Source organism: Flavobacterium sp. LB2P53 (assembly GCF_003970305.1).
Classification (GTDB): domain Bacteria; phylum Bacteroidota; class Bacteroidia; order Flavobacteriales; family Flavobacteriaceae; genus Flavobacterium.
This window is the reverse complement of record NZ_RYDG01000002.1, coordinates 307,231-322,520: the sequence shown is the minus strand read 5'-3', so window position 1 is coordinate 322,520 and position 15,290 is coordinate 307,231. Positions and strand designations below refer to the sequence as shown.

The window sequence follows — 15,290 nt, the reverse complement described above, 5'->3', positions numbered from 1 at the left end:
AGCAAACTAGCATAAACTCCGCTTTTGTCAAAGAGATAAAAACGGAACAAAAGCAAAATATTTAATACCTTTGGTTGCTGGTATCAGCCCAGATAGCAATGAAAAATCTTCGATTGAAAAAAACTATTTTTCATTTAAAAAAGAGCAACCCAAGACGCTATTTTTTACAAATTGAAAAAAGATTTATGAGTAAAAATTGAAATGAATATCTGGATACGAGCCAAGTGAACTGACAAAATAAATAACTAAAAATAACAAATTTCGCTTGAAATGATAGAAATAGAAAGAAAATTTTTAGTCAAAGATGATTCCTATAAAGAATCTGCTTTTACTCAAAATCATATTGCGCAGGGCTATTTGAGTTCCGCGCCAGCGCGAACGGTACGGGTACGAATAAAAGGAAAAAAGGGGTTTCTGACGATAAAGGGGATTTCTAATACCTCCGGACTGTCCCGTTTTGAGTGGGAAAAAGAAATTTCCATTAGTGACGCTGAAAAATTACTGCTTTTGTGTGAAAAGGGAGCTATTGATAAAACTCGTTTTGAAATAAAAGTGGGCTCTCATATTTTTGAAGTAGATGAATTTCATGGTGAAAATCAAGGACTGGTTGTGGCAGAAATTGAATTAAACTCTGAAGAAGAATTTTTTGAAAAACCAGCTTGGCTGGACAAGGAAGTCACCGGAGACTCCCGCTATTACAATTCTTATTTGAGCACTTCGCCTTTTAGAAACTGGTAATCTAATTACTCATTACGGCTATAGTTACCTGCAGCCCTCCGCTGTTTTTATTAGCTGCAATATCCATAAATGCTCGTTTAGAAAGATCAATCTCTCTAGACTTGACAAATGGGCCTCTATCTGTAATTTCTACAATTACGAACTTCCCGTTTTTTTCATTGGTCACTTTGACTTTGGTACCAAAGGGCAGTTTTTTGTGGGCGGCGGTATATTTATTATTGTCAAATTTTGTACCGCTGGTCGTTCTTCTGCCATTGAATTTATCTGCGTAATAGGATGCGTGAGCGGCTTTTTTGTAGATTTTAAATTTTCCTAAAGAAGAGATCAATGAGTCTATTTTTTTTTCTTCCAGCTCCATTGCGGTTCGACTTTTTTTGATGCTGTCTTTTTGTATGGTGGCTTTTTGTCTTTCAGAGATGGAACTTTGGCTACTGGCTAAAGTGATTATTGCCAACAAAAAAAATAATGTTATTGATTTTTTCATTTATGTCTTTTTTAGTTAAATCTATTTTACAAAAACCATACCTAGATAAAAAAAGCTCTATTTCTAGAGCTTTCACGGTTTTTTTTAAAACCATATTTTCCATGGGATTCGGCTTAAAATAAGCACTAATCCTAAACCATAAAAAATAGAAAATGTTTTAAATTTAGATTCGCTTGTAGTTGCTTTTTTGTGTTTTGACCACCCAATAGTAATCAAGACAATTGCTATTATATTGATCAAAGGATGTTCTAAAGCCAACAATCGGCTTTCCGTTGTCAGCCCACCCATTCCAACGGCTTTTATCATATTCAAACCATTGGGAGACACAAAGTATAAAAGTACACCTACTACTAATTGAGTGTGTATTGCTATTAAGCCAAACAGCGCTATCTTTCTGTCTTTGGAAGTAAATTCTTTTTTAGAAAACATCCCTATCAAAGAATTAACCACAGCCACCACTAAAACTAAAAGTGCCAGATAAGCCCAGCCAGAATGAAATTTTTGAATAAAATCGTCCATAAATAATATTTTTGTTTTAACAAATATAAGCAAAAAAGGCATAAAAAAACCACGTTTTTCAACGTGGTTTTAAATATTCAAACACTTAAATTACTCCTACTTACCAAAAATGTATCTAAGTGTAAATTGTGCTTGCCAAACATCAAAAGTTGAAGCATTTTTTTGAAAAGTGTCTTTTATTAAAACTCGAGTTCCGTTAGCTTCTACTTGAGTCGCTAATTGATAAAAAGGAACATTCGTAGTCGTTGTTCTGTAGTTCAAAACATTTGTATTTGTAACTCGTTGTGTAACTCCCCAATCTTTATTAATGAAATTAGTAAAGTTCAGGATATCAGCTCTGAATTGAAAATTATTCTTTTTACCCGCAATTGTAATATAAAAATCTTGAGTTGCTGATAAATCTAATCTATGTAGCATAGGTAAAACTCCTCCATTTCTCTCTGCATACTGCCCTCTTCTAGTAGAAAGGTAATCATCTTGATTGATATAGGATTCGTAAGCTTGTTGTTGTTGCGCTTCAGTGTAGACTGTTGTCACAGTCCCATTTGTTACTGAAAGTGATTGAAAACGAATTTCATTTGCATTTTTAGGGACATAAATCAAGTCATTGTTATTTACTCTGTCACCATTCATATCACCCCCGTAAGAATAGGAAAACGGTCCGGATTGTTCTCCAATGTATCCTAAATTGATTGAAGTTGCCGCCCCTACATTTTTACCGTATTCAATTTTGTATCCTAAAATACCAACTAATCTATGTGGTGTATTATTGTTAGACAATGCTAAAGGTAAGTCGTTATTTCCATTTACAGATCTAGCGCCCGTCCACGAACCAGAAGCAATAGAACCCGGAGATAACAAATCATTAGCACTTGAATACGTGTATGCAAACGATCCCCATAGCCCTTTTTTGTATGGATACTCTAATTTAAAGGTTGAAGAATAAAAATATCCTTTGTCCGTGTTTGTTAAAACAACGGCACTGGAAACATTATCATTAACACGAACACCTGCATCGGTACGAGCATATCTTGGTCTGTTATCCGGACCGCTGAAAGTTCCAACTGGCGCATCAAAATTAGCATTATAATAATGTATCGCATTAATATTTCTTTGAAAAATCCCTTCTACTGTACCTACAAAACCAAAAGGAAGTTTTTGATCAACCGCTATATTAGTTTTCCAAACTTGCGGAAACTTAAATTTTTTATCGGTGAAAGCCAATTCAAAAGTAGTAGGAAGCGTTGGGGTATCCGGAATAAAATAATCATTTGGGTTTGGAGTAAAACCATACCCACCAGAAGCCAATGCAGTGCCACTTACATCAACAAAACCTGTAAGCACTCCATTATTACCAATTGCATTAGATAAATAAACTGAAGGTGCTCTTCCTGTAAAAACACCACTACCTCCACGAAGTTGCGTCGTTGCATCGCCATTTAAGTCTAAGTTAAAACCAACTCTTGGCTCCAACAAATACTGAGTATCAGGCATTTTTCCTGTATTAAATTTTTGGCCTTGTCCAAAAGTTAATGCAGTAACTGCAGGATTCTCAAGAGCTGTATCAGCAAACCAAACAGCTGTGGCACGAAGACCTACTGTTAATTTAAATCTATCGCTCAATTTCATTTCATCTTGCGTGTACAAATCTAATTTGTTTGACTTGAAGATTTGTAATGGCTCTTGAGCGCCGGGCAATGCAGAATATCTGAATTGAAGACGTGCAGGAAGTGCAGTTGTTGATGGCGCCCCACCTGTGTTTGCAGACTGATTAGCTGCTGCATAAAAGTCAGAAAGTGAATTAAAAGTATAAACACCATTAGACCCAGAGAAAAACAAGTTGCTTGATTTGAAGTACTCAAAGTTAGTACCAAACAATAATGAATGTTTACCTATCGTTTTGGTCAAATTATTAGTAAAATGTAAAGTAGAATACGAAAGTTTATTTCCTTGAGTGAACGGATCTAAACCTGCCGAAATAAATGTGTTTGAACCGTTTAAGATATCAATTGTTGGAAACAAACCACCACCTTGTAATGCTCTGTCTTCAATTTGCTTATCGTAACCTGCAATAAAGTTATTGTACCAAGAATTGCTTAATTTACTATTCAATTCTAAGACTACTGATCTCGTATTATCCTGAATTACATATCCGCTGTTTTTAAAAGACATTGCTAACGGACTTGTTCTTCTGTTTCCAAAACCTAATGAATTTGAGTTTGAAGTTAACTCATCAGAATTAGAGTTATGAAAAACATAACGAGCGGTCAATTGATGATTATCATTAATATTCCAGTCCAGTCTGGCTAGGAATTTTTTTGAAATTCTTTCAGCATCATAGTTTTCCCATGGTCCTGTGGTATAATTAAATTTATCTTGCAAAAAAGTAGAAAGTGTTTGCATTTGTGCAAAAGTAGGAGCCGAAACCTGTGCACTTGCTTGTGGCGAACCTGTAGATGTCCAAGTAGTAGCCGGGCTAATGTTCTCTATAGTTTCAACATTCCCAAAGAAAAATAATTTATCTTTAATGATTGGTGCTCCAATTCTGGCGCCCCAAATTTTTTCTTCAAATTTTCCAGGTACTACTGTTCTTTCTCCTGCTTTACTTCCTATGAAGTCTTTTTTGTTGCTTCGGAATGAGTTGTATATTGACCCTTCCACCTCATTCGTTCCACTTTTGGTAACCGCATTGATTCCAGAACCTAAAAATCCGGATTGACGTACGTCATAAGGAGCGATATTTACTTGTAATTGCTCAATAGCATCTAATGAAATAGCTGTAGAACCGGTTCTTCCTCCGGCTTGTGAGTCACTACCTAAACCAAAACCATTATTAAAAACAGATCCGTCAATAGTAAAATTGTTTAATCTTGAATCCTGACCACCAAAAGTACCGTTACTACCTGCATTAGCATTGTACTTAGTAATTGCATTTATGGAACGTGCACCTGTTACTGGCACGGCAGTGATTTCTCTGTTAGAAAATTGTTGAGATGCTCCAGTTCTTCCTTTATTGAAAGTCCCTTTCGATTTTGTAGAAACAATTACTTCATTCAACGCATTTGATTCTTCTTCTACAACAATATTTACAGTTAAATTATTCCCTAAAGGAGCGTTAATGTCCGTGATTTCTGTTGTTTTGTAGCCCACATAAGTCACTCTTACAGTGTAGGGACCGCCTGGTCTAATACCCTGAACTGCATAGCCTCCATTGGCACTTGTAGTTGAAAAATATTTTGTTCCTGTAGGCGTGTGAACGACCTCAACTGACGCTCCTGGAAGAGTCTCTCCAGCATTCGATTTAACAGTACCAGACATAGCAGAACTAGTGACCTGCGAATGACCTACAACTGATAAAAAAATAATCAAAATAAAAATAATTCTTTTCATTTTTGTTTTTTTGTTTAGTTAAAAAAGTTTGGCAAAACTATAACATTTTTACTTAAATAAGTTAACATACTGTTAAGAATACGGTATTTCAAAACAATTTTTTCGCCCTCAACCATTATTTCTTTTTAGATCGAAAACCAAAGTATTTATTTTTTTTATTAAAGATTATTCTTTTTTTAAAAGACTTAAAATGTGGTTTTTAGTTATAAAAAAAAAACCTCATTCCAAATTGAAATGAGGGTTAGATTATTTTAAGCTAAACTAGTTGAATGTATAACGAACACCAGTTTGCATTTGCCATCTTGATGAGTTAAGACCTACATCATCAACTTGGTTAACATTATTTCCTACAGCAGGGTTGTATCTAAACGTTGGTGTGGTACCATTAGCTAAGAATCCAACTTGCTGAAGCAATTGCACTTGGTCAAAGCTTGTAAAATAACGTTTACCCCAATTTTTATTTATAAGATTGGTAAAGTTGAAAATATCAGCTGTAAATTCTAAGGTATGTTTCTTATTCCCTACGTTGATAGTAAACTCTTGTGCAAATTTCAAATCGACAACATGAGTCGTTTTTAAACGATCTCCGTTACGCTCAGCGTATCCACCTTTTCTACTTCTTAAATACTCATTCCCTTCGATAAAAGCACTAAGCGCATCCCATTGTTGATCAGCGGTTAAGCCATTAGTTGTGCTTACTAAATTAATTTCAGATTTAGCAGCAGGAACATAAATCAATGCTGAACTAGAGAATGTATCTTTTAACAAATTTCCACGGTCATTATACACATAACTTATCGGTGTTCCTTGAGCTCCTTCGTAGAAGAAACCAATTCTTGATTTTGTGAATTTACTCCATTTCAAAGTAACATTTCCGTTCGAAATAACTCTTGCACCTTGATCAAAATCAGATCTTGACAATGTTGGAAAATTAGCTCCATTAACGGTTTCAGTATTATTCCACTGAGAACTGTTTTGAGATGAGGTTGCATCCAATAGAACGGTAGACTTACCATAGGAATATGTACCAGAAATATTACCGTCAATAAATGGTGATCTAAAGTTTTTAGTTAAAGTAAAAGACACATTATAAGCTTTTCCTTCATCTGTATTAGAGGCCAAATAAATTCCTAGATACTTGTTATCAACTCTATTATTTGCATTGTAAGTTGGTCTTGTATCCGCTCCAGTTAAGTTACTTGTAGACGCTTTGATATTCAAATTTTCATAGGTGATAGCACTGATGTTATCATTGTAAGTAACTTCAGAAGTAAACACGAAGCCTAATGGCAATTTTTGATCTACTGCAAAACTTGCTTTAAATACCTGTGGTAATTTAAAATCTTTTGCAAAAATATCAATATTACCGCCCGTACTACCTGAACCTGGTCTTGGGACAGAAGCAGGAAGCGGCGCTATTTGACTATCAACGCTTGGATTAGGATTGAACACTGGCGTTGTCCCTCCGGTAATTTGAATCGCTCCTTGAGTAACTCCATTATTGTTATATGTCCCACCTGGCCATACTAGCGGTAACCTAGAAGTAAATACTCCAAATCCACCTCTAATTTGAGTTAATTTTGCACCATTTACATCATAATTAAAACCCAAACGCGGTGCAAAATGAGCATAATTAGATATCCCTTGACCTACTCTGGCATCTTTCAAGTTTTTACCGGCTGCTTGTAATAACCCAACCGTTCTAACATTAAAATCATTATTTACTAAACCATCTTCCCATACCGGCATATCAACTCTTACTCCGTAAGAAAGTTTGAAATTTTCAGTCAATCTCATGTCATTTTGAATATACAAACCAAATTGTTTTGTACCAAACTCAGCTGCTCCTAGCGACTCATCTCCACTACCACCAATCAAGGAATAGTTCATTAAAAACCTATTTGCTCTTGCATCTGTTAAGAAATCAGATAATTTGGAGTAACGATAAGCTCCAAAATTGTTACCAAAGAATACGTTTTTAGATTGTGAAAATTCGTTGTGAGTTCCAATCGTGATTTTATTTCTTCCAAGATTGATTTCAAAATTATCAGAAATAGTCAATACTTTTTGATCTAAAAGATTTGCAGTTGAAAAAGCTTCTGCACCAAAGAAAATACTACCTGGACCATCTATAATTTGAACGGTAGGAAACGGATCTCCAGATGGGTCTCTGTCATCAGCTACAGTTGTGTAAGCAATAACAAGATTGTTAGAAAATTTATTACTAAATCTTGAGTTTAGTTCTAAAGCTGTTGAATTAGTTGTCGATTTAAATAACTGACTACCATTGATAAAACTAATTGCTGTAGCAGAAGAACGGCTAGGAGAAAAATTCTCTGCATCAACAATACTGTGCTTAAATGATAATTTATGATTATCACTGATGTTCCAGTCTAACTTAGCAATGATTTTATCACTCTTAAGTGTTCTGACATTATTATTGTAAGAACCTGGATCATATCCAAAACCTGCTAATTTTGCAGTTAAGGCATTAATATCAGCTAATTTAGAATCTCCTGCGTAGGTACCAAAATCAAAAGGTTGTGGTGTTTCATTATTTTGTTTTTCATAGTTGATAAAATAAAACAATTTGTCTTTGACAATTGATCCACCTGCACGAACTCCGTACGTTTGCGCAGAAAAATCAGCTAACTTTTGTCTTCCGTCTGCACCTGCCAATGAAGGAGGCGTTTTAGCAGAAATAGACTCGTCTCTATTGAAAAAATAGGCAGATCCTTCAAAATCATTAGTTCCTGATTTCGTAATTGCACTAATTGCTCCACCCGCAAAACCTGAAAGTTTCACATCATAAGGAGCTACACTTACTTGAAATTGCTCAATTGCATCCACAGAAATTGGACTTACACCCGTTTGCCCTCCGTTAGTTCCGTTTGCAGCTAGTCCGAAAACATCATTACTTACAGCTCCATCAATATAAATTGCATTGAATCTATTATTTTGTCCCCCAATAGACAATTGATCATCGCCTCGAATTTGTGCCTGAGGTGTCAATCTTGCAAAATCAGAAATGTTTCTGGATAAGGAAGGTAATGAATTGATTTTATCAGAATTAATTACTGTTTGCGCTCCTGTTCTTTGAGAATTAAACGTATTGTCTCTTGCGCTTCTAACTACTACTTCTTTCAATTGATTTGACTCTTCAGCCAAAGCAATTTTAAAGGTTTTATTTTCTCCTAATTGAAGATAAATTTCGTTTTCTTCATGGTTTCTGAAACCTACATAAGTGATAGTAATTTTGTAAGGTCCCCCTACTCTCATGTTTGAAATACTAAAATTACCAGTCCCATCTGTAGATGCAGTGTAACGGGAACCTGAAGGAGTATGTACTGCAAGAATAGATGCCCCTGGTAAAGTTTGAGAATCGTTATCATAAACATTTCCGCTTACAGAGGAATTTGTATTTCCCTGTGCGTAAAGGTTAGGATTAGCGCAAAATAATAACGCTAATGCAAAAAACAACTTTAAAAATTTTTTCATATTGTCTAGTTTATTAATATTTGGCAAAAATATAACATTTTTGCTTTAATAAGTTAACATAACGTTAAGAATATCGTTTCTTTTAAACAGAATTTTTATCTCAAACCAATAATCACGCTTTTTTTAATTAAAAAAAAAGAAATTATTCAATTAAAATCATTTTATATTAAATTATCCACACCAAATTACCAATTGCAAATACTAAAAAAAATAACACAAATTTAAAAAAAGTACTCTGCCAGAATTACTTAAATACTAAAAAGCCCTGAATTAGCTAAAATCAAGGCTTTTAGTGTTTTATACCTCCATCAAAAACAGAGCAGTAATCAACCTTAAATGAAAATTGATACGATCATAAAAATCAGTAGCTTATTTGCTCCTATTTATTCTTCAAAAAATGATTCAATAAAAAAGTGGTAGATCCGTCATGTGTTTGAACCGTTTTTGTATTAATTTCTTCCAAGATAGAATTTGCCAATTGTTTTCCTAATTCAACTCCCCACTGGTCAAAACTAAAAATATTCCAGATCACTCCTTGTACAAAAATCTTGTGCTCATACAAGGCTATCAAAGAACCCAAGGTTTCGGGTGTCAGTTTTTGGATTAAAATAGTGTTTGTAGGCTTGTTACCTGTAAAAACTTTAAATGGCAAAAGGAATTTTGCTTTATCAGCTGAAATTCCTTGTGTATCAAATTCAGCTTGTACTTGTTCTTCTGATTTCCCATGCATTAATGCTTCTGTTTGTGCAAAAAAGTTAGACATTAGTTTATCATGATGATCATTGTCGCCGTATAGAGGAGTTACAAATCCAATAAAATCTGCAGGTATCAGTTTTGTCCCTTGGTGAATTAACTGAAAAAAGGCATGTTGCGCATTCGTTCCTGGCTCTCCCCAAATGATCGTCCCCGTTTGGTAATTGACCGGTTTCCCGTCCCGACCCACACTTTTACCATTGCTTTCCATTGTTCCTTGTTGCAAGTAGGGTGCTAATTTTTGTAAGTATTGCGTGTACGGAATCAAAGCTTCACTTTCGGCACCAAAAAAATTGTTGTACCAAATACTCAATAACGCTAACGTAACCGGCATGTTTTGGTCAAAATCGGCAGTTTTGAAATGCTCGTCCATCTCATTGGCTCCTTTTAGCATGCCGTCAAAATTATCGTACCCAACGGCTAAACTTATCGTAAGTCCAACGGCACTCCACAAAGAGAATCTCCCTCCAACCCAATCCCACATAGGGAATACGTTGTCTGGGTTTATCCCAAACGCTGTTACTTTTTGAATATTGGTAGAAACGGCAACAAAATGCTTGGCCACATCTTCTTGAGTAGCCGATTTTAAAAACCATTTTCTGATGGTTTCAGAGTTGGTTAATGTTTCTTGAGTTGTAAATGTTTTGGAAACAACCACAAAAAGCGTTGTTTCTGGATTTAGTTTTTTTATGATTTCATTTACATGATCCCCATCCACATTAGAAACAAAATGAACATTTAAATGATTTTTATAAAATTGCAATGCCTCAACAACCATAACAGGCCCTAAATCCGAGCCTCCAATGCCTATATTGACCACATCCGTGAACGGTTTCCCTGTAAAACCTGTTCTTTTGCCGGAAATTACTTCATTGGTAAATAATTTAATTTTACTTTTTACTTCATTAATTTCAGTAAGTACATTACTTCCATCAACATTTATTATTGCTGATTTTTTGGCACGCAATGCGGTGTGAAGTACTGCTCTATTTTCGGTTTGATTAATTATTGCACCATTAAAATAATCAGCAATAGCACTTTTAAGTCCTACTTCATCTGCTAGTTGTAATAACAACTGAAGTGTTTCTTGATTAATAATATTTTTTGAATAATCAATTAAAAAATCATTCCATTTCAAATTGAATTTTTTTGTTCTGGATTCGTCCAATTGAAATAATTCCTGAATCGACGCTTTTTGCATTTCGCTGTAATGCTTTTCAAGTTTTTTCCAAGCGCTTGTTTCGGTTGGATTTGTGGTATTTAAAGCCATTTATTATGTGTTTTGTAGTATTATTTTAATAGGGTAAAAATAGTGAAATTAGTTTTAATGCTAAATGAGTTTTCATTTATATAACAATTTATCAGGAAATACAATGAATAATGACCATCGTATAATCACACCACGTATTTGTATTTTTCAACAGAATAATTGTTTTCAATTAATTTTTAAGTGCTGCATTATAAGTTAGCCACACTATCCAGTTCAAATTTCAAGGGCGTTATTTGTGTCAAAAACCGACTTTTATTAGCGCCATTCATCGGCTCACCACTAGGCAATTTAAGTCTTAATGCATCTACTTGTCTTCCGTTTTTCCAAAATCGATAACAAACATGTGGCCCTGTTGCCAAACCTGTGCTTCCTACTAAACCGATAACCTGTCCCTGACTGACCCGTTGTCCGCGTCTCACGAGTATTTTTGACATGTGCAAATATTGTGTTGAGTAGGTTCCGTTATGTTTAACTTTTACAAAATTCCCGTTTCCGGCAGTAAAACCACTTTGCTCCACAACGCCGCTTGCCGTAGTGGTTATAGGTGTGCCATGAGGCGCCGCATAATCCGTTCCTTTATGTGCTTTCCATCTGTGCTGAACCGGATGAAATCTACTGTTTGAAAATCTTGACGAAATTCTACTGAATTTTATTGGAGACTTAAGAAAGAAATTTTTTAGTGTTTTCCCTTCTTCATTATAATATTGAATTTTATCTGAATTGGGGTTCTGCGCAAAGGGAAAGGCATAAATAATTTTTCCTCCGTATTCAAAAAAAGAAGCTTCCAGTTCTTCGACTCCATCATAAACGGAATCATTTATAAAGCGCTCTGTAAACGTTATCGCAAAACGATCTCCTTTTTTGAGTTTCATGAAATCAATTGAATAGGCGTAAATTTTAGCTATTTTATTCGCTAGAGCCCCTTCAATCTTAGCATTGTCTAAAGTTTCCGACAATGATTCTTTCAAAACTCCACCAATGGTGCGTCGCCTAATTGTAATTGGTTTGGTTTTTTTATAAACAACTACCGCTGTGTCCCGCATATCAATCACGTAATAACTCAGCGCATCGGGTTGATAAATAAAAGCCTGTAAATTATGTTTTTTATCCTTGGACCTCAACAACGTAAAAGGCCTGTTGATTCTAATACTTCTTACATCAAACGAATCTCTCACTTTAGCAATAATATCATATACTTTTCGTTCCCCAATATTCTGATTTTGAATAATAGTTCCAAAAGTATCTCCCCTTTCTATAGTATCATTAACGATATTAAAATCAGCAAGAACAAACCCAAACTCACTCTTTTTAGGAACAAGTTTCACTACTTTTTCCGGCACAACTTCCTTCATTTTATTACATGATACTAAAGAAAAAAGTGCTATTATAATTATAAATATTTGTTTCAAATCTTGTTTTTTTTTATTCAATCTACATTTCTACTCCCCAATTTTCTAATTCGTGGCTACTCCATAATTCCGGGAAGAAAATTCTTCTTTGATATTTTGGATGCATGTATTTTTTCCAGTCACTCCCGCCAGTAGCTTCTCCGTCGCCTTTTCCACTTTGATCAATATATTTTTTTGCTGTATTAAGGTGTTGCATTACCCAAGTAATATTTACCGTATGGTCATAATGACGCATGGCTTGAATTAGTTCTGGATTTTTTTGATCTGATTCCGGTAATTGTTTGAATTTTTGCCAAATATTAATGGTGTTGTATTCCTCCATGTGGGCTAAGAATTCCTTCTTATATTTTTTTTCAAACTCCTCCAGTAAAAATGATTTTTTACCGCTGTGATACTCTTTTCCGGCTGCTTGCCAATACAAATGTTCCAGTGCAAACTCATACGTTGTATTCCGGTCAATGGTATCTCTATAACGGTAATCAATCAGATTTATTAGGTCTGTTGATGAAAATTCTATCAAGCGGTATTGCGCACTTTGAAAGCCGCTGGCCGGAGTTAGTGTATTTCTAAATTTCATGTATTGCTCCACTTCCATTCCATTTCCCATAATATCAAAAGAGGTGGTTAACATGTCAAAATAACGGCTGATTCGCATTAATCGTTCCGTGAAAAATACTGTATTAATGCTTTCACAATAGGAAATTTGCCGCATCTCCCAGAGAATCATTTTAAATATCAATTCATTAACCTGGTGATACATGATAAAAACCATTTCGTCCGGAAGCGTCGTTCTCTGAATTTGAAGATTCAACAGGGCATCTGTCTGAATATAATCCCAATAGGTGATTGGCTTAGACCATAATAATCCTTCGAGCTGTGTTTCTGTTTTTTGATTTATCGCTTCATATTTAAGCTCAATTTCTTTTAAAATAGCTTCTGAATTGTCTTTAGTACTCATTATTTTTTTGTTTTAAAAGGATTTTTCAATCCTCTGTATCCCTCAATATCTGCCTTGATTGACCCTACTGCCAGACTGGCTTTTATCCTCAGCGGTACTTTATTGTCATCGTCCGAAATCCAGACAGTAAGACTTTCTTTCTCTTTGAAAACGCGTCCTGATTGAACCAAAGGTCTAAAAATCATAGCTGAAACAACGCCAAATTTAGTGGTAATATTTTCTCGTCCAATAAACTTTAGCTTGAATTTAGTAGTTTCATCATCAAAAAACATATCGATTGCCACTGATTCTCCAATTTTTAATTTATCGATACTAGGATAGTTTCTTAAATAATAAAAGGCCGATAGAATATCCTGAGTGTTTTTTGGAATGTAAAGTGTTTTTTCGGTTTTATGTTTATAATCTTTTACAACAACTCTGTTTGTAGATTGGTCAAAAAACCCTTCTTGATTTTTAGTATAGCCGCCTTCATCAATTTTTCGAACAAACTGGTACGGATTTCCTGTTTCCTTATCAATGTAGCTTTCGTATAAATCATCTACTTTAAAGAAAAAACGAGACATCCCCGTGGTGTATCCTTTACCAACAACATGAAACGTTTTTTTGTTGTTCAAAATGGCCTCTTTTACTTCCAGCGTGGCATAACCGGCATTGACTATTCCATAGTGTATCCTGAATTTGAACCACTCACCCACTCCGTAAGCATCTTCCTGAGGAGAATCAAAGCTTACTGTTATAATCAACACAAAGAATAAGAATAGTTTTTTCATCACTTAATTTGTCTGTTTATTGACTCTATTAGCAAATTTTGTTCCAAATATATCAAAACAAAAAAACTCAGTCAAATAATGACTGAGTTTTTATGCTATTAACTAACCAAAAAACTATAAACTATGAAATTTATATGAAATCAGGAAGGAAACCACCCCTTCCCTTTTTGCGAGTGCAAAGGTAGTTAACAAATCCACTTTTTTTTGTTAAAAAAAAAGTTTAACACAACATTTACAAAAAAACATGTTGTTTATTAGTTATTTTTTCACAATATGTAAAAATAATGCTTTTTTACAACGTTCCTCGCAATTCCTGTTCTCGCTCAATTGATTCAAATAGCGCTTTAAAGTTCCCCGCTCCAAAACCTTTGGCTCCCATTCTTTGTATAATTTCAAAAAATAAGGTTGGCCTGTCTTGCACCGGTTTTGTGAAAATTTGCAACAAATACCCTTCTTCATCGGCATCTACCATGATGGCTAGTTTCTCGATTTCGTTTAAATCTTCTTTCATCATTTTCATGTGATCTCCCAATCGCTCCGGAATGGCTTCATAATAGGTATGTGGAGGAGCGGACAAAAATTCAATTCCTCTGGCTTTCAATTGCGATACGGTTTTGATAATATCATCCGTTGCAATAGCGATATGTTGAATTCCAGGTCCTCCATAAAAGTCCAGATATTCCTCAATCTGTGACTTTTTCTTTCCTTCGGCAGGTTCGTTGATTGGAAATTTGATTCTTCCGTTTCCGTTTGACATTACCTTACTCATCAATGCTGAATATTCCGTATTGATTTGTTTGTCATCAAAAGAAAGGAAATTTACAAATCCCATCACGTCTTCATAAAACTTAACCCAAGTATTCATTTCGTTCCAACCCACATTTCCTACCATGTGGTCAATGTATTTTAATCCTGTTGGTTCCGGATTATACTCGGATTTCCATTCCTTATAACCAGGAAGGAAAACACCATTATAGTTTTTGCGCTCTACAAAAATATGTACCGTTTCTCCGTAAGTGTAAATTCCGGAACGTACTACTTCTCCAAATTCGTCTTTCTCTACCGTAGGCTCCATAAAAGAGCGCGCACCACGTTTCATGGTTTCTTCGTACGCACTGGTGGCATCTTCTACCCATAGCGCTGCAACTTTCACGCCGTCTCCATGTTTTCTTAAATGTTCGTGTATTGGAGAATCTTGTGTTAATGGCGTAGTTAATACAATGCGGATTTTATCTTGTTTTAACACATACGACGTTCTGTCTCGCACTCCGGTTTCTAATCCTGCATACGCCAAAGACTGATACCCAAAAGCCGTTTTATAATAATGTGCGGATTGTTTTGCATTTCCTACGTAGAATTCTACATAATCGGTTCCTAATAACGGAAGGAAATCTTGTGCTCCTTCAAATATTTTTTCGAGTCCGTATTCTACTGATTTTACTTCTTTGCTCATTGTGATTTATTTTTTGATTCGGCATCTCTAGTTTTGGAACGCGGTTGA

10 protein-coding genes are annotated in these 15,290 nt (G+C 35.0%); 1 reads left to right on the top strand and 9 read right to left on the bottom strand.

Annotated elements, in window-relative coordinates; all coding sequences use genetic code 11:
- Positions 1–270: 270 nt before the first annotated feature.
- Positions 271–738: a CYTH domain-containing protein gene (locus tag EKL95_RS03895; RefSeq protein WP_126457624.1), complete on the top strand. Its 468-nt coding sequence runs from the start codon at positions 271–273 to the stop codon at positions 736–738.
- Between the two features lies 1 nt (position 739).
- Here the strand turns inward: EKL95_RS03895 and EKL95_RS03890 are convergent, their stop codons facing one another.
- From EKL95_RS03890 to hppD, 9 genes are all read right to left on the bottom strand, one after another.
- Positions 740–1,222, bottom strand: a complete 483-nt coding sequence (locus tag EKL95_RS03890; protein ID WP_126563586.1) for a septal ring lytic transglycosylase RlpA family protein — start codon at positions 1,220–1,222, stop codon at positions 740–742.
- An 84-nt stretch (positions 1,223–1,306) separates the two neighbouring features.
- Complete coding sequence (locus EKL95_RS03885; protein ID WP_126554024.1) at positions 1,307–1,741, bottom strand: hypothetical protein; 435 nt, start codon at positions 1,739–1,741, stop codon at positions 1,307–1,309.
- Positions 1,742–1,837: 96 nt separating this feature from the next.
- On the bottom strand, positions 1,838–5,131 hold the full coding sequence (locus EKL95_RS03880) for a TonB-dependent receptor (protein ID WP_126561432.1): 3,294 nt from the start codon (positions 5,129–5,131) through the stop codon (positions 1,838–1,840).
- A 261-nt stretch (positions 5,132–5,392) separates the two neighbouring features.
- The gene (locus EKL95_RS03875; RefSeq protein WP_126563585.1) at positions 5,393–8,629 is read right to left on the bottom strand and encodes a carboxypeptidase regulatory-like domain-containing protein; all 3,237 of its coding nucleotides are present in this window, start codon (positions 8,627–8,629) and stop codon (positions 5,393–5,395) included.
- Positions 8,630–9,008: 379 nt separating this feature from the next.
- The gene (gene pgi / locus EKL95_RS03870; protein ID WP_126554030.1) at positions 9,009–10,652 is read right to left on the bottom strand and encodes a glucose-6-phosphate isomerase; all 1,644 of its coding nucleotides are present in this window, start codon (positions 10,650–10,652) and stop codon (positions 9,009–9,011) included.
- 188 nt (positions 10,653–10,840) lie between these two features.
- Positions 10,841–12,061 (bottom strand): peptidoglycan DD-metalloendopeptidase family protein, encoded by a 1,221-nt coding sequence (locus EKL95_RS03865; RefSeq protein WP_126457630.1) that lies wholly within the window; start codon positions 12,059–12,061, stop codon positions 10,841–10,843.
- A 22-nt stretch (positions 12,062–12,083) separates the two neighbouring features.
- Positions 12,084–13,019 carry a tryptophan 2,3-dioxygenase family protein gene (locus tag EKL95_RS03860; protein WP_126554032.1) on the bottom strand — a complete coding sequence of 312 codons (936 nt, stop codon included), beginning with the start codon at positions 13,017–13,019 and terminating at the stop codon, positions 12,084–12,086.
- Complete coding sequence (locus EKL95_RS03855; RefSeq protein ID WP_126457632.1) at positions 13,019–13,789, bottom strand: DUF3108 domain-containing protein; 771 nt, start codon at positions 13,787–13,789, stop codon at positions 13,019–13,021. Before EKL95_RS03855 ends, EKL95_RS03860 begins: the two co-directional genes overlap by 1 nt.
- A 292-nt stretch (positions 13,790–14,081) precedes the next feature.
- Positions 14,082–15,242, bottom strand: coding sequence for a 4-hydroxyphenylpyruvate dioxygenase (gene hppD, locus EKL95_RS03850; protein WP_126457633.1), 1,161 nt, complete (start codon positions 15,240–15,242; stop codon positions 14,082–14,084).
- Between the last annotated feature and the right edge of the window lie 48 nt (positions 15,243–15,290).